17 protein-coding genes (1 of these 17 only partly in view) are annotated in these 23083 nt (G+C 65.6%); 9 read left to right on the top strand and 8 right to left on the bottom strand.

Going from position 1 to position 23083, the window contains the following annotated elements; genetic code table 11:
* Positions 1 to 38: 38 nt before the first annotated feature.
* A complete protein-coding gene (locus A0J57_RS11830; RefSeq protein WP_061935888.1) occupies positions 39 to 788 on the top strand; it encodes an SDR family oxidoreductase in 750 nt (249 codons plus the stop codon).
* Here the strand turns inward: A0J57_RS11830 and A0J57_RS11825 are convergent.
* Positions 734 to 1681, bottom strand: coding sequence for a DMT family transporter (locus A0J57_RS11825; protein ID WP_235600853.1), 948 nt, complete (start codon positions 1679 to 1681; stop codon positions 734 to 736). The genes A0J57_RS11830 and A0J57_RS11825 overlap by 55 nt on opposite strands.
* A 485-nt stretch (positions 1682 to 2166) precedes the next feature.
* Positions 2167 to 3426: an MFS transporter gene (locus tag A0J57_RS11820; protein WP_061935885.1), complete on the bottom strand. Its 1260-nt coding sequence runs from the start codon at positions 3424 to 3426 to the stop codon at positions 2167 to 2169.
* Positions 3427 to 3735: 309 nt separating this feature from the next.
* On the opposite strand from A0J57_RS11820, the gene A0J57_RS11815 reads away from it, so the two are divergent.
* The gene (locus tag A0J57_RS11815) at positions 3736 to 6834 is read left to right on the top strand and encodes a TonB-dependent siderophore receptor (protein ID WP_061935882.1); all 3099 of its coding nucleotides are present in this window, start codon (positions 3736 to 3738) and stop codon (positions 6832 to 6834) included.
* 148 nt (positions 6835 to 6982) lie between these two features.
* Entirely contained in the window at positions 6983 to 7546 is a 564-nt protein-coding gene (locus tag A0J57_RS11810; RefSeq protein ID WP_161942146.1) for a hypothetical protein, read from the top strand.
* 63 nt (positions 7547 to 7609) lie between these two features.
* On the opposite strand, the gene A0J57_RS11805 is transcribed toward A0J57_RS11810, so the two are convergent.
* From A0J57_RS11805 to A0J57_RS11795, 3 genes are all read right to left on the bottom strand, one after another.
* On the bottom strand, positions 7610 to 7960 hold the full coding sequence (locus tag A0J57_RS11805) for a glycine zipper domain-containing protein (RefSeq protein WP_061935879.1): 351 nt from the start codon (positions 7958 to 7960) through the stop codon (positions 7610 to 7612).
* 102 nt (positions 7961 to 8062) lie between these two features.
* A complete protein-coding gene (locus A0J57_RS11800) occupies positions 8063 to 9079 on the bottom strand; it encodes a LacI family DNA-binding transcriptional regulator (protein ID WP_025551035.1) in 1017 nt (338 codons plus the stop codon).
* A complete protein-coding gene (locus A0J57_RS11795) occupies positions 9076 to 10314 on the bottom strand; it encodes an MFS transporter (protein WP_061935876.1) in 1239 nt (412 codons plus the stop codon). The genes A0J57_RS11800 and A0J57_RS11795 overlap by 4 nt, the downstream gene beginning before the upstream one ends.
* A gap of 160 nt (positions 10315 to 10474) precedes the next feature.
* On the opposite strand from A0J57_RS11795, the gene A0J57_RS11790 reads away from it, so the two are divergent.
* The 5 genes from A0J57_RS11790 (at position 10475) to A0J57_RS11770 (ending at position 19657) form a co-directional block, all read left to right on the top strand.
* A complete protein-coding gene (locus A0J57_RS11790) occupies positions 10475 to 12919 on the top strand; it encodes a TonB-dependent receptor (protein WP_061935874.1) in 2445 nt (814 codons plus the stop codon).
* Between the two features lie 23 nt (positions 12920 to 12942).
* Positions 12943 to 14499, top strand: coding sequence for a tryptophan halogenase family protein (locus tag A0J57_RS11785; RefSeq protein ID WP_061935871.1), 1557 nt, complete (start codon positions 12943 to 12945; stop codon positions 14497 to 14499).
* Positions 14496 to 16763 (top strand): beta-glucosidase, encoded by a 2268-nt coding sequence (locus A0J57_RS11780; protein ID WP_061935868.1) that lies wholly within the window; start codon positions 14496 to 14498, stop codon positions 16761 to 16763. Before A0J57_RS11785 ends, A0J57_RS11780 begins: the two co-directional genes overlap by 4 nt.
* A 120-nt stretch (positions 16764 to 16883) precedes the next feature.
* Positions 16884 to 19355: an exo 1,3/1,4-beta-D-glucan glucohydrolase gene (locus tag A0J57_RS11775; protein ID WP_061935866.1), complete on the top strand. Its 2472-nt coding sequence runs from the start codon at positions 16884 to 16886 to the stop codon at positions 19353 to 19355.
* Between the two features lie 104 nt (positions 19356 to 19459).
* A complete protein-coding gene (locus A0J57_RS11770; protein ID WP_061935864.1) occupies positions 19460 to 19657 on the top strand; it encodes a hypothetical protein in 198 nt (65 codons plus the stop codon).
* A 240-nt stretch (positions 19658 to 19897) separates the two neighbouring features.
* On the opposite strand, the gene A0J57_RS11765 is transcribed toward A0J57_RS11770, so the two are convergent.
* On the bottom strand, positions 19898 to 20125 hold the full coding sequence (locus A0J57_RS11765; RefSeq protein WP_025551049.1) for a hypothetical protein: 228 nt from the start codon (positions 20123 to 20125) through the stop codon (positions 19898 to 19900).
* Positions 20115 to 20318, bottom strand: coding sequence for a hypothetical protein (locus A0J57_RS11760; protein ID WP_048575535.1), 204 nt, complete (start codon positions 20316 to 20318; stop codon positions 20115 to 20117). Before A0J57_RS11760 ends, A0J57_RS11765 begins: the two co-directional genes overlap by 11 nt.
* A gap of 195 nt (positions 20319 to 20513) precedes the next feature.
* On the opposite strand from A0J57_RS11760, the gene A0J57_RS11755 reads away from it, so the two are divergent.
* A complete protein-coding gene (locus tag A0J57_RS11755) occupies positions 20514 to 21167 on the top strand; it encodes an alpha/beta hydrolase (RefSeq protein WP_044661142.1) in 654 nt (217 codons plus the stop codon).
* Between the two features lie 181 nt (positions 21168 to 21348).
* Here the strand turns inward: A0J57_RS11755 and A0J57_RS11750 are convergent, their stop codons facing one another.
* Positions 21349 to 23083: the 3' portion of a TonB-dependent receptor gene (locus tag A0J57_RS11750; protein ID WP_061935857.1), read on the bottom strand. 251 nt of this gene lie beyond the right edge of the window; the window shows 1735 of its 1986 coding nt (coding positions 252–1986); the start codon falls outside the window, past its right edge — the gene reads right to left on this strand; the stop codon is at positions 21349 to 21351.

The raw sequence follows: 23083 nt of genomic DNA, 5'->3' as shown, positions 1-23083 counted from the left end.
GTCTATCGGTCATGCATCGACATCGAGCGAGGCAGACGATGAGCAAGACGATCCTGATCACCGGCACTTCTTCGGGCTATGGCAAGGCCACGGCGCTTCATTTCCTCTCGCAGGGATGGAATGTCGTCGCGACCATGCGACGGCCCGACCCGGCCCTGTTCGGCGGCCATTCCGAACGCCTGCGCCTGCTGCCGCTGGACGTCACCAGCGAGGACAGCATAGCCGCGCTGGTCGAGGCCGCCGGCCGGGTCGACATAGTGGTCAACAATGCGGGGATAGGCGGCGTGGGCGCCTTCGAAGCCATGCCGATGAGTCTGGTCCGCCAGCTCTTCGAAACCAACAGCATCGGCACCATGGCGGTGTGCCGCGCATTCATACCGCAGATGCGCGAGCGTGGATCGGGCATGATCGTCAACGTGACGTCCACCGTGGCGCTGGGCGCCTTTCCGCTCGCGGCGGCCTATAGCGCGACCAAGCATGCGATCGAGGGATTCACGGCTTCCCTCGCGCATGAACTCGCCTATTTCGGCGTTCAGGTGAAACTGGTCGAGCCGGGCTATGCGCCCACCACCCGCTTCGGCGCGAACGCCATCATTCCCGTGACCGACCTGCTGCCCGGCCGATATGCGGATTTCGCGCAACCGATCCTTGCGGCCTTCGCGTCGCCCGCCCTGACGACCAGGGAGAGCGACGTCGCGCAAGCCGTCTGGAGCGCCGTTCATGACGGGACGGGTCAGCTCCGCTTTCCGGCCGGCGCCGACGCGGTGGCGCTGGCGGGGGGACGCTGATCCTGTTCCGGCGAACCCACGCCCCAGCTCAGCAACACCCCGCCCAAGATCATGGCCATGCCGGCAAGATGGTATCCGAACAGCGGTTCCCCAAGGATCAGGGCAGCCAGCACGGCCCCGAACAGCGGCAGCAGGCTGATCGTCTGTCCGGCGGCGCTGGCGCCCACATGGCTGACCGCGGCGTTGAACGACATATAGGCGATGATCGAGGGAAAGATCGCGACATAGGCGATGGCGGCCATCACGCTTCCGTTCCAGTGCATCCGCGCGATCGCCTGCGTCTCGCTCAACGCGCCGATGCCCATCGCCAGCGCGCCGATGGCGAAGGTCACGAACAGAAAGACCAACGGGGCGATGGGCGGGCGCAGGCGCAGGCACGCGGTATAGACCGCCCATGCGCCACAGCCGCACAGCACCAGCAGGTCTCCGATGCCCAGGCGCAGCCGCAGGATTTCGGACAGATCGCCCCTGAACACGATGAATGTCACGCCCAGCGTCGACAGCGCAATGCCAGCGACCCGGCGGAGGGGCGCTTTGTCGCCAAAGGCGATGCGGCTCACGATGACGACGAATGTCGGGATCAATCCCTGCAACAACAGGCTGTTGGCCGCCGTCGTGTGGCGAAGGCCCGAATAGAGGAAGCCGTTGAACGCAGCGACGCCCGCCAGCCCCAGGAACAGGATCGTGCGCCAATGGCGGCGGATCAGCGCGCGCTGGGCCATGACGGGACGCCACGCAAAGGGGGCCAGGATCAGCAGCGCCAGCATCCAGCGGCCGAAGGCCAGCGTCAGCGGCGGAATTTCGCCCCGTACCGCGCGGCCGACTATCGCATTGCCCGCCCAGAACGCCATGGTCATGCCCAACATGGCATAGGCCCGCACCTGCAAGTTCAAATCCTGCCGCCCTTTCCTTTGAAGTACGCCGCGTCAAATCGGACGCAGGTCGCGCGCTCCAGTTTTCCGTTGTCGCATCCTTTCAGGCCGAAAACCGGTTCCCACCCTTCGACAGGTTCAGGACAGGCTTTTCTGCACGACGCACGCTAACTTCGGTCAGCCGTTCCTTAGGCGGGCAGGGGCCGAGAGGCCAGCCTGCTTTCGCTCCTGTTTTTCGCGACCGTCTGCTTCGGCTGGCGGCGGGGCAGCGGGCTATGCCAATATCTTGAACGGCTGCAACTGGGCGAACAATGCCTCGCGGCTCCTCACGCCGGTCTTGGAATAGATGCGGCGGATATGGGTTCTGACCGTTTCCAGGGAAAAGCGGGGAAGTATCCGGATTTCGCCAACGCAGTGTATCACTTCGGTTCCGGCAGTTCATCAGTCAAAAACGTAAACCATCCGTTACGGACTTTCGACCTTTTGGGTGATGCCCGATGGAGAGGCTATGCGCTGATCCAGTCCCTGCGCAGCGCCTTGCCCGCGAGCGCCATGAACAGTCCGGCCAGTAGGTAGAAGCCCAGCGCCGCGACGATCGCATAGCGCAGGGCTTCGTGGCCGAATTGCGGGGTCAGCGCATCCGACAGCGCGCCGACGCTCCAGCTGCCAAGGCCCAGGCCCACCAGATTGTTGATCAGCAGGAAGGTTGCCGATGCGCTCGCCCGCATATGGGCGGGCACCAGATGCTGGACGGCGGTCAGCACCGGGCCCAGCCAGACATAGACCAGCGCCTGCGGGATCAGGAACAGGCAGAAGGCGAAGGCCACGCTGTCCGACAGCACGCCGATGACGAACAGCGGCATGCCGACGACATAGCTGGCGGCGGGAACCCAGGCATAGGCGGCCCTGTCGCGTCCGCCGAGCCGATCCCCCAGCCAGCCGCCCAGCAATACGCCCGCGACGCCGCCGACCAGCAGCAGTGCGCCAAGAAACTGTCCCGCACCCATCAGATCAAGGCCGAAGCTGCGCATCAATAGGCTGGGGAGCCAGAAGGCGACGCCATAACCGCAAAGCGACGAGCAGGCCGCGCCCAGGGCAAGCAGCCAGAAGCTGCGCTTGGCCGCCAATATGCCGAAGACGGCGGAAACCGGTATCGCATCGGCCTGCATGTCGGGGCGAGCCGGCTCCCGGACGGTGAGGCGGAAGATGGGCGCGATGATCAGGCCGGCCAGGCCGACGACGATGAAGGCCGTGCGCCATTCGACCGTCTGCGCGATATAGCCGCCCAGCAGCACGCCGCCCGCCGAGCCGAGCGGAATGCCGAGCGAGTAGATGGAAAGGGCGCGGGCGCGCTGGCCTTGCGGGAAATAGTCGGAGATGACGGCATAGGATGGCGCGACGCCGCCTGCTTCCCCCACGCCGACCCCGATGCGGAACAGGAACATCTGCGCGAAGCTGCCCGCCATGCCGCACAGCGCGGTGAAGCCGCTCCAGACCGCAAGGCTGGCGGTGATGACCCATGTGCGGCTGGTGCGGTCCGCCAGCAGCGCCAGCGGGATCGCCAGCGTCGAATAGAGCAGGGCGAAGGCGATGCCGCCCAGCGCGCCGAGCTGCGCGTCGCTAAGGCCCAGTTCCGCCTTGATCGGCCCGGCGAGGATGCCAAGGATCTGCCGGTCGAGGAAGTTGAAGGTATAGACCAGCAGCAGCATGGCGAGGACGATCGCGCGATAGCCTTTGCCTGCCGTTTCCTGCGCGCGTCCGGTCATGCTGCCGCTGGTCCCTTGCAAATTAGAAGCGGAAGCCCGCCGTGATCGTCCAAGTGCGCGGGTCGCCATAATAGACAGTCTGGATGTTGGTCCTGGACGCATTCCACCCATGATCTCATCCGAATTTGCGCGAGATCATCCGGAATAGCCTTAAATTGTAGCAATTGAGCAACTGTCTTCTTCCCACCGAAGTCGATCCTAATCCAGGTTGCATTCCAGCCAGCGTCCCTCACCCCCGATCGCGCGTTCAGCGGCAGCGCCGATCTTATTGCGGTTCGGCGCGACTTCTTCCTGTGAGGGGATCGAGCAATGCGAACCAATTCGGCTATCATCCACCGCGCGCTCTGCAATAGCTCTGCACTGACGGCCTGTCTGGCGAGCCTGAGCCTGATCGCCCCGGCGGCGGCGCAAAGCAGCACTGCGCAGCAGTCCGACACGCAGACCGCGCCCGGGCAGGCCCCGGCCCCCACGACCAACTCCGCCGAACCGAGCGAGGGCGACACGATCGTCGTGACCGGGTCCATCCTGCGCACGACGACGGCAGCGACGCCATCGCCCATCACCGTCGTCAATGCCGAGACGCTGGAACAGCGCGGCATCAACACCACGCAGGAGGCGGTGCAGCGGCTGGCGTCGAACAACGGCCCCGCGCTCACCAACTCCTTTTCCGCCAATGGGGCCTTTGCGGCCGGCGCATCGGCGGTGTCGCTCCGTGGCCTCAGCACCAACTCGACGCTGGTCCTGTTCGACGGCCTGCGCGCGGCCTATTATCCGCTGGCGGACGATGCGACGCGCAATTTCGTCGACCTCAACACCATTCCCGACGACATCGTCGACCGGATCGAAGTGCTGCGCGACGGCGCGTCCTCCACCTATGGCGCGGACGCGATCGCGGGTGTCGTGAACGTCATCACGAAGAAGCAGATCACCGGCATATCCGGCCGGGCGGAAGCGGGCATCAGCCAGCGGGGCGACGGCGCCAATCACCGGCTCAGCCTGACGGCGGGCTGGGGCGATCTCGATGATCAGGGCTTCAACGTCTATATCAGCGGTTTCTACTTCGATCAGGCGGCGCTCTATAACCGCGACCGGCGCTATCCCTATAATTCGCAGAACCAGTCGGGCATCTGCCGCGACGGCGTGTGCGGACCGTCCATCGGGCCGAATGGAGGATCGATCAATCCTTCGACAGGCGGCTATTCCGGTTTTTCGACCACCACCGACGCCAGCCTGTTCGCCACCACCTTCTTCGTGGCGCCGGCCGGTCCGGACAATGCCGCCGAAACCGGCCGCTACCAGTTCCTCAACCCCGCCGCCGGCTGCATCGCCGGGGAGACGCCCTATACGCTGACCCCACAGGAATTCGCGGCGGACGCGCGTGCGCCCGGAACCGTATGCCAGGGCGATCTCGTCAATCAATATGGCGTCATCTCTCCCAATATCGAAAGATGGGGCGGTTCCTTCCGGGCGACGGGACGGATCACCGACGACATAGAGGCTTATTTCCAGGCGAATTTCCTTCAGAGCAATGTGAGCTTCACCGGCCTGCCCGCCAGCATCCGCCGCAACGGCCCGGCCGGCATCAACTTTCCCCGCTTCAGCACGGCGGCCGCCGCTGGCGGCGCCAATTCCGTCGGTTCGCTTGTCCTTGCCCTGCCGGTCTATGTCTGCCCGCTGATCAATAACCTGCCCGATCCCAATTGCACCGCCGCCAATCCGGCTGCCCGGCTCAATCCGAACAATCCTTTCGCGGCGCAGGGGCAGGTGGCGCGCATATTGGGGCGCATACCCAATATCCAGGAATATAATGAGACCCGCAGCCGCACCTATCGCGCCGCTCTGGGCGTTACGGGCAAGTTGTGGGACGACTGGGACTTCGCGGTGAATGGCGTCGCAATGCGCACCGACCTGCGGCGGACGCAGAACGGTTATATCTATATCCAGAATCTTCTGAACGTGATTGCCGACGGCAGCTATAATTTCGTCAACCCTTATGCCAATAGTCAGGCGACGCTCGATTATCTGTCGCCAGACAATGTGACGGATGCCAATTCCCAGCTTTATGCCGTGGAGGCGACGCTCAGCGGCAATCTGTTCGATCTGCCAGGGGGACCGATGCAGATCGGCGGCGGGCTTTCGCTGCGCTATGAATCCATCGATGCGCCAAGCGCCAATTCGGACGTCAACGGGCCGACGCAGCGTTATTTCGTCCTCAACGCCTTCGGCACCAAGGGCCACCGGACGGTCCGTTCGGCCTTTGTCGAGCTGAATGCGCCGGTGCTGGAGTCGCTCGAGATCAACGCTTCGGGCCGCTATGACGATTATTCGAGCGGACAGCACGCCTTCTCTCCGAAGGTCGGGGCGAAGTTCACGCCGATCCGCCAGGTCGCGCTTCGCGGCACCTGGTCACGCGGCTTCCGCATCCCCAGCTTCGCGGAGGCCAACGCCATTCCGACGACCGGCTTCGTCACGGCCGCCCAATCGCTATACAACGACGCCTTCCTGTCGCAATATGGCTGTTCCCTGGCGACCTTCAACAGCTGTCCGGCCTATATCAGCAGCGCCAGCTATGGCCAGACCACTCTGGCCAGCCCCGACCTGAAACCGGAACGGTCGACCAGCTTCACCGCCGGCATCGTCGTGGAGCCGATCCGGAACATTTCCCTCAGCATCGACTATTTCAACATCAAGAAGACCGGCGCGATCACCACGCCCAGCAACCGCCCGGCGCTACTCGCTTATTATGCGGGCCAGGTGGTGCCATCCGGCTATAATATCATCGCGGATGCGCCCGCGCCCGACTTTCCCGGCGCGACGCCGCGCGTGGCCTTCGTGCAGTCGCAGCTCATCAACGCCAACACCATCCGTTCGGAAGGACTGGACTTCGCCGCGAGGGCGCAGATCGACCTCGGCCCGGACATTCGCTTCACCTCGGCGCTGGAGGCGAGCTATATCATCAATCTCAGCACGACATTTCCGGACGGCACGACGGAATCCTATGAAGGAACGGCCGGCAACTTCAACCTGACCGCCGGATCGGGCACGCCGGAATGGCACGGAAACTGGCAGAATACGCTGGAATGGGGGAAATGGACGGTCAGCGCGACAGCCGAATATTTTGGCGGCTATAATCTTTCCGCCGCCGACCAGGGGACGGAGCCGGGCGATTGCGGCCTGCTTTCCGCGCCTTTCGTGAAGTGCGACGTGCCTGCCTATATCACGGTCGACCTGACGACCAGCTTCAAGGCGTCGGATCGCTTCACCTTCTACATCAATATACTCAACCTGTTCGACGATCTGCCGCCGATCGATCCCGTCACCTACGGCGCGAACAATTATAATCCGGTCCAGGGTGGACTGGGAATATTCGGGCGCTCCTTCCGGGCCGGCGCGCGGTTCACCTTCTGAGAGTTTGGGAGGACCGGAGGAGGAATTCTCCGGTCCGGGCCCGGCATCTCCATATCGGTCCCTGCGATCATTCAGCTTTGCCGACCCTGCGGCACCGCAATCCATGGTTGCGCGTTGATCCGGTACGAAGAAAAGCAGCGAGGATGCCATGATGAAAATCGGAAAGAAATGGATGCTTGCAACGGGCCTCATGCTTGCGCTTGGCGCCTGCACGACGGCAACCCCCTATCAGCCGGCCGGGCAGAGCCGCGCTGCCCCCGGCGGCTATGCCGACGAGCAGATCGAGGCGAATCGCTTTCGCGTGACCTTTTCCGGCAACAGCATGACATCGCGGGAGACGGTGGAGCGCTATCTGCTCTATCGCGCCGCGGAACTGACGCGCCAGCGCGGCTATGACTGGTTCGTCATGGCCGACCGCAATACCGAGAGGCGCAGCCGGACCTATGTCGACCGGCCGTTCGCGCCGGGCGCCTTCGGCTATTGGGGGCCATCCTGGCGCTATTATGGGCGCGGCTTCGGTTGGCGGAGCTGGGATCCCTATTGGGGCGATCCCTTCTGGGACAGCCGGATCGATGTGCGCACCGTGGACCGCTATGAGGCCAGTGCAGAAATCGTGATGGGCAGGGGCCGCAAGCCCGCGGATAATGTCCGCGCCTTCAGCGCCGAAGAAGTGATGACGAACCTGGGCCCCAATATCGTCCGGCCCAACTGACCGCAGGCGGAATAAAAAGGGGGCGGCAGCGCCATGGCGCTGCCGCCCCTTCTGCGATCCGGCTTAGCAGCTGGAGTTGCGATCGATGGCGCGGCCCGCAAGTGCGCCGGCGCCCGCGCCGATGATCGTGCCGGGAGCCCGGTCGCCGCGGGTGTCGACCGCGCGGCCCAGCAGCGCGCCGGCGACGCCGCCCAGCAGCAGGCCGGTCGTGCCGCCCGACTTGCGGCAGCGATAGCCGCGGTCGTCGCGATAGGAACGGTAGTCGCGATAGTCGCGGCGGTCGGAATAGCGAACCCGCTCGTTGCGATCATGGCGGTGCCAGCCGCCGTCGCGGGCGAAGGAAGTGGCCGGAACCGCCGCGGAAAGGGTCGCGGCAGCGGCAGCGATGGCGAGCATGGTCTTGCGAATGGTCATGACTGGTCTCCTCTTACCTCGTCGTTGACCGCCTTATTCCATGCCGCACATGCGCCAATCCTGAACCGGCTTGTTATCAATGGTTAAGCTGCGGGCCTGACGCTATGCGGCCCCGGTGCTGCCGCGCACGACAAGGGCGTGGGGCAACATCAGGCGGGATTGCGGCCCGGCGCTTTTCTTTCGGAAGGATGGGTCGACCAATATGTCGACGGCGGCGGCCGCCATTTCCGCCTTGGGCTGGCGGATGGTCGTGATCTGCGGCCAGGCCGCGCGCGAGGAGGCCGAATCGTCGAAGCCCGCGACGGACAGCGACTGGGGCACGGCTATGCCGAGTTTCATCGCGGTGATGAGGACGCCGAGCGCCATGTCGTCATTGCAGGCGAAGACGGCGCTTGGGCGGTCCGTCCTGTCCAGCAGCGCTTCCCCCCGTTCCAGTCCGGACCGAAAACTGAAGTCGCCGCGCAGCACCGCATCTTCATCGACCGCAATGCCGGCCTCCGCCATGGCCGCGCGGAAACCTTCCTCCCGCCGGGCGGACGCGCTGTGGCTGAGCGGCCCCTGGACCAGGCCGATATGGCGATGGCCAAGGCCGATCAGATAGGCGGTCATCTCCCGCGCCGCGCCGCGATCGTCCATGCGCACCGCGCCAGAATCGGGCGATTCGCCGGATGGGGCGATCAGCACATGGGGCACGTCGGATTCGCGGAACAGGTCGATCAGCTCAGCCGCATCGCAAATGGGCGGGGCGATGATCGCGCCATCCAACCGGAGGCTCGCTATGCTGGCGCGGACATGATCCTTCCAGTCCGGCCGGTTCAGCTCGACCGGCTCCACCACCAGATGATAGCTGCGTTCCCGGCATCGCAGCAGCGCCCCATGCTGCACATCTGCGGCATAGCCCGAAACGGGATCGTCGATGAACAGGCCAAGCAGATAGGAGCGGGAACTGGACAGGCTGCGGGCAAAGGCGTTGGGCCGGTAATTGAGTTCCGCCACCACGCGCTGCACCGCTTCCCTGATCTCGGGTCGGACATGGTCCTCCCCATTGATGACGCGCGAGACGGTCTTGGGGGAAACGCCGGCGCGGGCCGCGACGTCCTTGATCGTGACGGTACTCATGGGCGGGTCTCCTGCGGCCGCGCGCACAGGGCCGCGAACCGGGCGATGAAGGCATAGCAGGCGGCGGGCAGGATCAGCGCGGGCAGCAATGCCGTCGCATCCGCCAGCGCGCCGGTCAGCAGTGGGACGATGGCCCCGCCGACCACCGCCATGCACAGCCACATGGATGCGACCGGCGCCTGCCGTTCGTCTTCGGGCAGGGCGAGCGCGTAGATCGTCGGGTACATGATGGCGTTGCACAGGCCGACGGCCAGCAGGGCGCAGGCGCCGGTGACGCCCGGCAGGACGATGGCGACGGTCGTCAGGACGGCCGCCCCGAAGGACACGGCCATCAGCAGCCGCGCCTCCGCGATCCGCTGCATCGCCCATGCGCCCAGGAAACGCCCTACCATCGCGCCGCCCCAGTAGAGGCTGACCAGTTGACCGGCGAGAACAGGCGCCGCGTCCAGCCGGTCCGGCCGCATCAGGACGGTGGGCAGCAACGCGCCTATCGCCACCTCCGCGCCGACATAGACGAAGATCGACGCCGTGCCCCAGCGCAACCGGCGGGAGCGCATTACCCGGAACATCTGCCCGATGGAGGCGAATCGGCGCGATTCATCCTGCTCCAGCAAGGCGCGATTGCGGAAATAGGCGAAGGCCAGCAGTCCCGTGACCAGCGCCGTCCCCGCAAAGGGCAGGGCCGCGCCGACATGCCGCGCCGCCTGTGGGTCCAGCTCGCCAAGCAGCAGCGGCGCGCTGAGCAGCGGACCCAGGACGGTGCCGAACGAATTGAAGCCCTGAAGCAGCGTCAGTCGGCGCGCCGCGCCCCGCGAAGGTCCGATCACGGCCACGACGGTGTTGGACGCGATCTGAAGGAAGGTCTGCCCCGCCGAAACGAGCAGCAGCGCCCCCAGCACCATGGCGAAGGACAGGGCGTTCTGGGCCAGGGTCAGGGCCAGGCATCCCGCAGTGATCACCGCCAGGCCGGCGACGATGGCCCGCATGTAGCCAGCGCGCACGATCGACCAGGTGATCGGCAGCGCGAAGAGCATGTAGCTGGAATGAAAGGCAAGCTGGACCAGCAGCGCGCCCTTGTAGTCCAGGTCCAGCATCAGCTTGAGCTGCGGCACCAGCAGGCTGACGGACGATGTCAGGAAGCCCCCGGTGAAGAACACGCCGATGGACAGCCGGAAAAGCCGGCTGGCCACCTGCTCATGATCGGAAAGGGGCGGGGATGACGTGACGGCCACCATGGAAAGAGGCTTTGGTTGAATATTGGAGGATATAGTGAAACCGCAAAGCCGTTCAGGCGCAATATGGCAATATATGACAACGATGTCAAAAATCATGTTGACATCGTTGTCAGGATTGGGTCAATAGGCGCCCACAGACCATGTGGGTCCAGGGAGAGAGATGATGAAAAGCTTTGCGCTGGCCGCGAGCACCGCGCTTGCATCCGCAACCTTGTGGATGACCCCCGCCTTCGCACAGGATGCAGCGCCCCAGACGGCGCAGCCCGATTATGGCAGCGACATCATCGTGACGGCCACCCGTCGCGAAACCACGCTGCAATCCACCCCCATCGCCGTATCCGCCTTCGGCCAGGCGCAGCTCGACCGGCAGCAGGTGAAGGACGTCACCGACCTCGCCCGCTTCGTCCCCTCGTTCCAGTTCAACCAGCAGGGCGACCAGTCGGCGGTGCTGCTGACGCTGCGCGGCATCGGCAACGACAGCGCCTATACCGAAGTGGCGGACCCCGAAGTCGCCATCTATGTCGACGGCATCTACTCGCCGCGCGCGCAGGGGGCGTCGGTGCTGATGTACGACATGGAGCGCGTCGAGGTGCTGCGCGGTCCGCAGGGCACGCTGTTCGGCCGCAACGCGACGGTCGGTGCGCTCAGCCTCATCTCCGCCAAGCCGAAGCTGGGCGAGTTCGGCGGCAATGTGGAGGTCGTCGCTGGCAATTACGACCGTCTGGGCGTGCGCGGCGCGATCAACATCCCGGTCACCGACACGCTGGCCTTTCGGGTCGCCTTCGTCACCGACCGGCATGACGGCTATGCCGATTTCCAGCCCGCGCCGGACGTGCCCGGTATCAACCGCTCGGCCTTCATCACCACCGGCAAGAAATATTATGCCGCCGACCAGCAGTCGGGCCGCGTCTCCATGCTCTGGCAGCCGAGCGAACGCTTTAGCTGGAACCTGTCGGCGGAAGGTTTCCTCGACAATGGCGCGCCGGTCATCGGCCTGCTCCAGACGCCGCGCCCCGGTACGAAGCGCTGGTCGACGCTCAGCGACACCGCGCCCGACACCGACCGCTATTCCGTCGCGGTGCGCAGCACCATGAACTACGATGTCACCGACGGCATCCAATTGAGCTATATCGCGGGCTGGTCGCGCATCGGCGGCTCGACGCAGACCGATGCGGACGCAGGCGCTCTGCCGCCGACGGGGCAGGTCGACGCGGACGGCAACGACCTGCCGCTCGGCGCCTTCGGGGAGAACCGGACGCTCTCCTCGCGCTACGATTTCCAGAGCCATGAGGTCCAGCTCAAGTCGACCGGCGAACAGGCGATCGACTGGATTTTGGGCGCCTATTACAGCCATGAGAAGAACCGCATCCGCTTCGACATCGACCAGCGGAACGGCTATCGCGACGGCACCTTCAGCTGGGCGGGCAGCTTCATCCAGGCGAATCGCCAGATCGACAGCCGCGCCGTCTTCGGCCAGGCGGTCTGGCATGTCAGCGACGCGCTGCGCGTCACGGGCGGCCTGCGCTACACCTCCGACAAGAAGGAGGATATCGGCGGGCGCAACGTGACCTTCTCCGGCTGCCCCGCGACCCTGCCCGCCGACGCGTGCCAGGGCGGCATCTTCGGCGCCTATCCGAACGCCACGGCGGATGAACTGGCCGCGCTGCTGCCCGGTTTCTCCATTTCCAGCAACGATGTGAAGGGCAAGTGGGACAAGCTCACCTATCTCGCCCGCGTCGATGCCGACCTGGCGGAGGATGTGCTGGGCTATGCCAGCATCAGCACCGGCTTCAAGTCGGGCAATATCCAGGACAATGCCGGCCTGACCGATCCGGAAACGCTCACCAACTATGAAGTCGGCCTGAAGTCGCGCTTCCTCGACCGGCGCGTCACGCTGAACCTCGCGGCCTATTATAGCGACTTCAAGGGCTATCAGGTGAACCAGGCCGTCACTTTCCGCGACGATGCGGGCAATGTCGTGCGCAGCCAGATGATCACCCAGAATGCGAAGGGTGCCAAGGCCTATGGTCTGGAGGCGGAAATGGTGGCGAACCTGACCGACAGCGACCGGCTGCAATTCTCCGGCACGCTCCAGAAGACCAAGCTGGAGGAACTGGAGAGCGTCGACGGGCGCCTCTACGACGGCGGCAAGCTGTCCTCCATCGCGCAGCTCAAGGGCAATGAACTGGCGCATGCGCCCCGCTTCTCCGCCACGCTCAGCTATGAGCATGATTTCGAACTGGCGAGCGGCGCGAAGATCACGCCCCGTTTCACCACCCATTATGAGACCAAGAGCTGGCTGAGCTACTTCAACGGCGACGCCAATCCCTTCGTCAATCCCAACGATCCGGCCGACAATATGCCGAACCGCGGCACCAACGGCACCGATTGGGACCGCCAGAAGGCTTATTTCCGTTCCGACGCGTCGATCCGCTTCGTGTCGCCGGACCAGAAATATTCGGTCGAAGCCTTCGTCCAGAATATCGAGAATGGGAAGATCCGCACGGGCGCCGGTTCTTTCGGCGCGCCGCGCTACGACCCGGTATTCCTGTCCAACCTCCAGCCGCCGCGGACCTGGGGCGTGCGCGCCCGGGCGAACTTCTGACCGGCTGACGAGGAGAAGTTGAGATGACGGCCGACATTCCCTCCCCCGGTCGGATCGTCATCGTCGGCGGCGGAACGGCCGGATGGCTGTCCGCCGCCACCTTCTCCCGCACGCTGGGGATGCGCGACGTGACGCTGGTAGAATCCAGCGAGATCGGCATCATCGGCGTGGGGGAAGGGACCTTTCCCACCATCCGCTCGACCCTGGCGGGACTGGGCGTTGGGGAGGGGGAATTCCTCCGCTCCGCCGATGCGACCTTCAAGCAGGGCGTGCTGTTCGACGGCTGGGCCACGGGCGCGGACAGCTATTTCCACCCGTTCAACATGCCCATCGGCGGCGAGGATGAGGCGCTGCTGCCCCATTGGCTGGCGATGGAGGGACAGCGCGCTTCCTGGGCCGACAGCGTCACCGTGCAGGAACGGGTGATCCGCGCCGGGCGAGCGCCCAAGCGGGTGCAGGACCCGGATTTTTCCGGTCCGATGAACTATGCCTATCATTTCGACGCGGCGCGTTTCGCGGACTATCTGCGGACGATCTCGCTCGCCGCCGGTGTCCGGCGGATCGAGGGCATGGTGGCGCATGTCGAACAGCGGGAGGATGGCGACATCGCCGCCCTGACCCTCAGCGACGGGCGGCGGGTCGAGGGGGACATCTTCATCGACTGTTCCGGTTTCCGCGCCCTGCTGATCGGGCAGACGCTGGGCAGCGGCTTCGTCGGCTGCGGCGACACGCTGTTCAACGACCGCGCGCTGGCGATGCAGGTGCCCCATGACCGCCCGGACGCGCCGATCCGTCCCTATACGCTGGCGACCGCGCATGAGGCGGGCTGGACCTGGGACATCGGCCTCCCCGAACGGCGGGGCATCGGCTATGTCTATTCCAGCCGCCATTGCTCCGACGATGAGGCGGAAGCCGTGCTGCGCCGCTATGTCGGGCCGGGCGGGGAGGCGCTGACCCCGCGCCAGCTTCGCTTCGCGACCGGTTATCGCGAGCGGCAGTGGATCGGCAACTGCATCGCCATCGGCCTGTCGGCGGGTTTTTTCGAGCCGCTGGAATCGACCGGCATCATGCTGATCGAGGCGGCGCTGCGCATGGTGGGGGATTTCCTCCTGCCTGCCGGAAGCGCCAGCGACACCGCCGCTCGCAATGCCGCGGCGCGCCGCTTCAACAGGCTGATGACGGCGCGGTTCGAACGGATCGTCCGCTTTCTGAAGCTGCATTATTGCATTACCCGCCGCACCGACACGGCCTATTGGCGCGACAATGCCGATCCGGCCTCTATCCCGGCGGATCTGCAGGACCTGCTCGCCCAATGGCGGCACCGCCCGCCCTCGCGCTTCGATTTCACGGTCGATCTCGAAACCTTCCTGCCGCCCAGCTATCATTATATCCTCTACGGCATGGGTTTCGAAACCCGGCTGGCGGGCGGCATCGGCCGCTATCCCGGCGGGCAGGAGGCGCGGGCCGCCTTCGCCAGGGTGGCCGGGGCCTCCGGCGCCGCCGTCTCCCATCTTCCCGACCATCGTGCGCTGCTCGACCATCTGCGTGGGCGGCAACCCTCTGCAAGAGTATCCCGATGACGCGCAAACCGCTGATCGCTTTCCTGCTTCTTGGCGTCGCCGGCCTGGCCCATGCGCAGCCTTCCCCGCCGGTCCCCGCCGCCAGTGCCGGCAGCAACCGCGCCCTGTCGCCGGAAGCACGCGCCAGGGCGCTGGTCGCCGCCATGACCATCGAGGAGAAGCTGGCGATCATCCACGGCTATTTCCCGCCGCTCGCCCGGCCTTCCCAACCGATCGTCATGATCCCGTCCGCAGGGCACATCCCGGGCATCCCGCGCCTCGGCATCCCGACCCTGCGGGAGAGCGACGCGAGTCTCGGCGTCGCCAACCAGATCGAGCAGCGCAAGGGCGATACGGCGACGGCCCTGCCGGCCAGCCTCGCCACGGCGGCCACCTTCAACCCGGCGCTTGCCTATGCGGGCGGCGCGATGATCGGCGCGGAGGCGCGGGCCAAGACCTTCAACATCCTGCTCGCGGGCGGCGTCAACCTGACCCGCGATCCCTGGAACGGGCGGAATTTCGAATATCTGGGCGAAGATCCGCTGCTGGCCGGGGTGATGGCGGGCGAGCATATCAGGGGCGTGCAGAGTGCCCATATCGTCTCAACCATCAAGCATTTCGCGTTGAATTCGCAGGAAACCGGCCGCACCGTGCTGGACGCCCGGATCGACAGGGCGGCGCTGCGCGAAAGCGACCTGCTGGCCTTCCAGATCGCGACGGAGATCGGCGATCCCGCCTCCGTCATGTGCGCCTATAACAAGGTGAATGGTGATTATGCCTGCGAAAATGACTGGCTGCTCAACCAAGTCCTGAAGAGGGACTGGGGTTATAGGGGCTGGGTCATGTCCGACTGGGGCGCGGTCCATTCCACCGGGAAGGCGGCGCTGGGCGGGCTCGATCAGGAATCGGGGCAGGAACTGGACGATGCGATCCATTTCGGCAAGCCGTTCGAGGAGGCTGTGAAGGCCGGCCGGATTCCCGCGGCCCGGCTGGACGATATGGTGGAGCGCATCCTCCATGGCGTGATCGCCAGCGGCCTGATGGACGATCCCGTCCCGGAAAGCCCGCGCCAGATCGACTATGCCGCCCATGCCGACATCGCCCAGCGCGCGGCGGAGGAGGGCATCATCCTGCTGAAGAATGAGGGCGATCTGCTGCCGCTGGCGAAAAGCGCGCGGCGGATCGTCCTGATCGGCGGCCATGCCGATGTCGGGGTGCTGTCGGGCGGCGGATCGTCGCAGGTCCGCTCCGTCGGCGGGGCTCCGGTCGAAATTCCGCTGACAAAGGGGGCCGCCGCCTCCTTCGCGCGGATGACCTGGCATGCTTCCTCGCCGCTGAAGGCGATCCGCGCACTCGTGCCGCAGGCGGAGGTCAGCTATGTCGACGGCGGCGACCCAAGGGCGGCGGCCGAAGCGGCGCGTCGGGCGGACCTCGCCATCGTCTTCGGCTGGCAATGGCAGACGGAGGCGCAGGACCCTGAGAATATGCGCCTGCCGGACAATCAGGATGCGCTGATCGACGCGGTCGCTACTGCCAACCGGAAGACCATCGTCGTGCTGGAGACGGGCGGCCCTGTGGAAATGCCCTGGATCGCGAAGGTGCCGGCGCTGGTGCAGGCCTGGTATCCCGGCCAGCGCGGCGGCGAAGCCATGGCCAATATCCTCTTCGGGGATGTCGCGCCTTCGGGCCGCCTGCCCATCACCTTCCCGGTGCGCGCCGGTCAGGCGCCGCGTCCGGAACCGGCGGGCCTTGCCGAACTGCACGCGGCCGAGGCCCGCCGGGACGCCGGGGACAAGACCAATTACGGCATGACCGGCGGCGTGGCGCCCTTTGCGGTCGATTATCCCGAAGGCGCGGAGGTCGGCTATCGCTGGTATGCGATGAAGGGCGTGAAACCGCTTTTCCCCTTCGGCCATGGCCTGACCTATACCAGCTTCACCTATGCCAATCTGGCGGTGCAGGACGGCGTGGCCCTGACCGTCAGCTTCGACGTGACCAATGCGGGCAGCCGTGCGGGCGCGGACGTTCCGCAACTTTATGTGGAGGCGAAGGGGAGCGCAGGCATCGCCGCCTGGCGGCTTGCCGGCTTCGACAAGCTCAGCCTGTCGCCCGGCGAGACCCGGCGCGTCACCATGACCGTCGACCCACGCCTGATCGCGCGCTTCGAGGAAGGGAGGGGCTGGCGGCTCGACGGCGGCAACTATGCGCTGGCGGTGGGGCATCATGCGGGCGACGCCGCGCTGAAGGGCGTGGCGAGGCTCGATGCCAAGAGCCTGAAGCCCTGATGGGGGCGGTTGGCCCAAGTGCAGAATGTGCTCCTGCCTACGCGGGAACGCATTGATGCCCGGACAGAAAAAATTCCGCTATTTCGCCAGCATGAAGGCGACCTTATTCCAGGAGACGACATGACCATCGGCCTTTCGCCCGTTTCCCTGACCGCCCTGACGGTCCTGCTCGCGGCATCCGCGGCGGCGCAGCAGCCCGCGGCTTCGGTTGCGCATCCCGAACTCTGGCCCAGGGTCGATGCCCAGCCCAAGCGCGACCCGGCCGTGGAAAGGCGCGTCGACGCATTGCTGAAGGCCATGTCTGTCGAGGACAAGGTCGGCCAGCTCATCCAGGTCGACATCGGCTCCATCACCCCCGCCGACGTGCGGACATACAAGGTCGGATCGGTCCTGAACGGCGGCAATAGCGGCCCTTATGGCGATGAATATGCTTCGCCCGCCAAATGGTTGAAACTGGCGGACGAATTCTATGAAGCCTCCATGTCCCGGAGCGACAGGGGCCCGAAAATCCCGATCATCTGGGGCACCGATTCCGTCCACGGCAACAACAACATCGTCGGCGCGACGCTCTTTCCGCACAATATCGGCCTGGGCGCGGCGCGCGACCGCGATCTCATCCGGGAGATCGGACGCGTGACGGCGCTGGAGACGGCGGCGGCGGGGCTCGACTGGACCTTCGCGCCGACGCTGGCGGTGGTGCAGGACGACCGCTGGGGCCGCACCTATGAAAGCTATTCGGAGGAGCCGCAGATCGCCGCCGACTATGCCGGCGCGATGATCGAGGGCGTGCAGGGCAAGGTCGGCACCAGGGATTTCCTCGCGCCCGACCATCTGATCGCCACCACCAAGCATTTCCTGGGCGATGGCGGCACCGGCGGACGCGACCAGGGCGATACGCGCGTGTCGGAGGAGGTGCTGCGCGACGTGCATCTGGGCGGTTATCCCGCGGCGATCGAGGCGGGCACGCAATCGGTCATGGCGAGCTTTTCAAGCTGGAACGGCGCCAAGATGAGCGGCAACACGTCGCTGCTGACCGGCGTGCTGAAGGATCGCATGGGTTTCGACGGCTTCGTCGTGGGGGACTGGAATAGCCATGGGCAGGTGCCGGGCTGCTCCAATGAGGATTGCCCGCAGGCGATCAATGCCGGGCTCGACATGTTCATGTATTCGGGTCCGGGCTGGAAACAGCTTTACGACAACACGCTGCGGGAGGTGAGGGCGGGCACGATCCCGATGGCGCGGCTGGACGACGCCGTGCGGCGCATCCTGCGGGTGAAGATCCGCGCCGGGACGTTCGAGCGGGGGCGCCCCTCCACCCGCGCCTTTGCCGGCAAGTTCGACGCCATCGGCTCCACCGGCCATCGTGCCGTCGCCCGGCGCGCCGTGCGGGAATCGCTGGTGCTGCTGAAGAATGAGGGCGTCCTGCCGCTCAAGGCCAATGCCGACATCCTCGTCGCGGGCGAGGCGGCCGACAGCATCAGCCAGCAGGCGGGCGGCTGGTCCATCACCTGGCAGGGGATCGACGTGCCCAATTCGGCCTTTCCCAACGCTCAGTCGGTCTGGAAGGGGATAGAAGAGACGGTGAAGGCCGGCGGCGGCACGGCGCGCTACGCCCCCGACGGCCGCTTCACGCAAAAGCCGGACGCCGCCATCGTCGTCTTCGGGGAAAAGCCCTATGCGGAGTTCAAGGGCGACGTTCCCAATCTGGAATACAGCCCCGGCGATAAGCGCGATCTGGAGATGCTGCGCCGCTTCAAGGCGGCGGGCGTGCCGGTGGTGGCGGTTTTCCTTTCCGGTCGGCCGCTTTGGGTGAATGCGGAACTCAACGCATCGGACGCCTTCGTCGCGGCCTTCCTGCCGGGGAGCGAGGGCGGCGGCGTGGCCGATATGCTGTTCGCCGGCGCGGACGGGAAGCCGCGCCATGATTTCCGCGGAAAGCTGAGCTTTTCCTGGCCGAAACGCCCCGACCAATATGTGCTGAACCGCCGCGATCCGGGCTACGATCCGCTTTTCCCCTTCGGCTATGGCCTGAGCTACGCCCGGCCCGGCAAGGTGGGGACGCTGGACGAGAGCCGCCCTGCCGGCATGGCGGCGGCGACGCCCGGCACCTTCTACGGACGCGGCCAGACGCCGCCCGGCTGGGCCATAGAGGCGGAGGGCGTCACCCAGGCCGGCGTCGACCGCCGCGCGCAGGAGGACAGCCGTCGCTTCGTCTGGAAAGGGGCAGGGCAGGTCGCCTTCGTCGCCCCCCGCGCCTTCGACCTCTCGCGCGAGAGCAACGGAGAGATCAGCCTGGTCGTCGAATATCGGGTGGACGCAAAGCCGGCGGGGAAGATGACCGTCGGCCTGCAAAGCGGGCAGAGCACGGTCGAACTGCCGATCGGCGGCGCATTGTCCTCCGCAAAGCCGGGGGAATGGTCTCGGCTCGCCGTCCCGCTGCAATGCTTCGCCAAGCGCGGCGCGGACATGCAGGCGGTCACCGCGCCGCTCGTGCTGCGATCCAGCGGCGCTGCCGACATCAGCATTTCGGACGTGAAGCTGGACTATGTCAGCGTGCCGATGGACGCCTGTGGCGACGCGGCCCCGCACTGAGGGGAAGGAGCGATAAAGCAGGTTAAGCCCTATTCGGTTGTTGCCCTGTGGTGAGGATACCGTCCGGACATGGCACGTTGAGACCCTCGAAGCAGGAGATCGACATGCAGAATGACGGACAGCGCGGCGAATCGACCCAGGACCCGGCGGAGGGCCGCAATGACGTGCCGCCGCCGGAAAAGGGCTCGCCCGGCGGCGATGCGGGCCAGGCCGACGATGAAGCGGCGGAGCGCGTGGAGAAAGCCGCGGACAGCGATCCCAATCCATTGGCGCCGCCCGTCAATACCGAAGCGGGCAGCTAGAGGATTTTCCAGGCAGATGGAGTCATCTGCTGGCTCGGAAAACGCGACAAAACAAAAACCTAGAGCAGTCGGGTCCATGCAATCTGATCGGAATCTGCTCTGGACATGGTGCGGAACGGCCCGTGCTGAGCCTGTCGAAGGGCGGGACCGGTTTTCCGCCTGAAGGGGTGCGATAATGGAAATTCGGATGCGCGTGCCCTGCCTCCGGCCTGACGCAGCACGCTCCAGCCAATGCTTCGGTCAACCGGAGAGCAGCGGGTAACGCATGCGCCAGTCGTCCAGCAGCGCCTCGATCGCGGCGATTTCCTGAAAGCTTCCGGTCGGCGCGGCGGCCCAGTTGCAATGCGGATGCGTCGCGCGGCTATAGAGCCGGATCGGCCCCACCAGCCTGCGCCAATGATGCTTGCTGCGTCCATGATCGCGCACCAGACGGGCGACGATCAGTTCGACGAGTTTGTCAGCCGTCATTCTCTTTTCCCTCGGCGCAAGGCCATTGTCCCGGCAGTTCCAGATAAGCCTCCAGCTCCCGCCAGTGCCGGTCCCATCCGGGTCCGCGCCGTTCTTCCGGCACATGGGCCTCCACCATGCGCCTGGCCCGCGCCACGACATTGCCGGCGGGTGCGCGCAAACGGTCGAGAATGTCCCTGATGCCGTCTGTCATGAAGATCGCCGCCGCATCCATCGCTGATAGGAGCAGGCGTGCCGGCTTTCAACTTTCCCGAACCGCCTGACCTCGATCAGGCAGAGGGAGCGCGCCTTTCGGTTCGTCGCGCAGCGGCAACAGCAGTCCGCAAAACATCCATCCACTATTGTCAATCATAATGATAGAGAATATGTCATGAGCAGGAGGTTTCCCATGCGCCCATATGCCCCTGAACTGACCGCTTCCGCGACGATCCTGACCGTGCCTGGCCTGATGAACAGCGGGCCGGGGCATTGGCAGACGATCTGGGAAGCCGAACTGCCCAATTGCCACCGCGCCGAACTGGGCAGTTGGGACGCCCCGCAACGCAATAGCTGGATCGGCAATCTCAACCATGCGATCGATCGCATCGATGGCCCGGTCATTCTGGCCGCCCATAGCCTGGGCTGCCACGCCGTGACCTGGTGGGCCGCGTTCGAATGCCGCGAATGGAGCGAAAAGATCGTCGGAGCCCTGCTGGTGGCGCCGCCTGAACTCGAATCGGGCGCCGTCGACTCCCGCCTGCGCGGCTTCGCGCCGACGCCCAAGGCGCTGCTGCCTTTCCCCTCGATCCTCGTAGCCAGCCGCAACGATCCCTATATCTCCTTCAGCCGGGCGAGGCTGCTCGCGCAATTCTGGGGCAGCCGTTTTGCCGACGCGGGAGAGGCGGGGCACATCAACGCCGATTCCGCGCTGGGCGATTGGACGTTCGGACGGTTCCTGCTGTCCCGGCTCGGTCAGCCTTTCGAAGATCAGGGAATGGATGGCCAGCGCATCGCCGGCGAGCGGGAACGCAGCGCGGAGGCGACGCTGCTTTACGGCGTCTGACCATCGGCCTTCCTGTTGTTGAATGGCCGCTGGACGGAGGCGAAGCGGCGCGGTTGAGCCCTCCGCCGGCCTTCGCCTGTTCCTCCTCCCCACGCTTCGCGCGGGGAGGATGTCCGTTTGAAACGATGCGGCGACAGAAATGTCGAGCGCACGACCAGCGTCCGCTTCAACGCGGCGCGCCCTAAAACCTGACCTTCATCCCCAGGCGCACGGTCCGGGGCTCCACGACCCGGCTCAACCGCCCTTCCTGCGGACCCGTCATGTCGAAAGCGGGAATATAGGACTCGTAAAAATAAGCGATGTCCTTGTCCCGGCTGTCGAAGATATTCAGCAGCTCCCCATAAAGTTCGATCCGCTTGCCCTTCCACGCGCCGCGGGCATTCACCACCGTGCTCCCCTTGTCCCGCACGCTATTGTCCTCGATCAGCGGATAAGGCCCCAGATGCCGCACCCGCAGGCTCGTCTCCCAGCGCCCCAGCACGACAGCCACGCCCCCGGAAGCGGCATTTTCGAAGGCATTGGGAATCCGGTCCCCATTGTCGTAGCGCGAATGGCTGGCGGTATAATTGCCGTCCAGCGCCAGCCAGGGCAGCGGCCGCCAGAAGGCGACGATCTCATAGCCATGCCGCTTGCTGGCGCCGGTCGGCTCGACCGCGTTGCTATCCCCGACGAAGCGCAATTCGCTGCCCACATTCAGCCACCAATAGGTCGCCGTCAGGCTGGCCGAACCGATCTGGACCCGCCCGCCCAGCTCCTTGCCGGTGCCGCGCACCAGCACCGGGACAGGCGTGTCGACATTCACCGCCCCGCGCACATCGTTGCTGTGGAAACCCCGGCCCCAATTGGCGTAGAGTTCCAGCGCGGGCGCGACCCGATAGGCGAGCGACGCCTTGGGCGACAACAGGCTGTCCGACCCCTTGCCTTCGCCCAGAGCGGCGGCGGCGGCATCCCTTGCCCGCACCGCATAGCGATAATGATCGCCGCGCAGCCCGCCCGTCACGCGCAGGCCGGGCAGCGGCCGCCACGTCACGTCGCCGTAAAGCGCCAGCGACAGTTCCTCGACATGATAGCGCCCCAGCGAGGAGAGGAAGGCCCGGTCGGCGGTGCGCGACACGCCGACATTGCCGATATGATCATAGCGATCCTCCGTCCCGACGCCGAAATCCAGCGTGGACCCCAGCGACCAGCGCTTCTCCGCCGTCGCGCCGATAATCCAGCGGCGGTCATATTGGCGGATCTGCGCGCTGCCGCCGTCCGGATCGGCATAGGTCGGGTTGGAATACATCGACCAGTCATAATATTGCGCATAGCCATTGGCGCGCCAGTCCGCCTGCGTCACCGCGACATTGCCGACGAGGCGCGTCGTCGCCCCCCGCGCCGAAGGATCGGGCGAGCAGAACATATCCGCACAGACCGGCGATCCGACGATCCGTTCCGGAATCTGCTCGGTCGGCCGCCATGTCGCGCGATAGGCATGCAGCGTCGCCTCCACCGCCCCCGCCCGATATTTGGCGAAACCGGCATAATGGCGCAGATGCTCCGGCTCCTCCCACGGCCCGTCATAGGCCTTGGCCTGCGCCACCAGCGTCAGTTCGCCCGGCCCGAAGCCCTTGATCGTGCCCCCCGCCGCGATCCGCCGCGAACCGTAGGAGCCGCCCTCCACCGACATCCACGGCCGGTCGAACCCGTCGATCGTCTTCATATAGGCGGCGCCCGCCAGCGCGAAGTCGCCGCCATCGGCGCGATAGGGGCCTTTCCGGAAATCCTCCCGCGCGATGATCTCCGGGATCAGGCCGTTCAGGTCCAGATAACCCTGCCCATGCCCGTGCGAGCGGAAGTTCATCTGCACCCCGTCAATATAGGTGGTGAAGTCCGACCCATGATCCAGGTTGAAGCCGCGCAGGAAATATTGGTTC

The organism is Sphingobium sp. 22B, from assembly GCF_001580035.1.
Classification (GTDB): Bacteria; Pseudomonadota; Alphaproteobacteria; order Sphingomonadales; family Sphingomonadaceae; genus Sphingobium; species Sphingobium fuliginis.
Note: the sequence above shows the minus strand (reverse complement) of the source record. Positions and strands in the feature narration are given on the sequence as shown.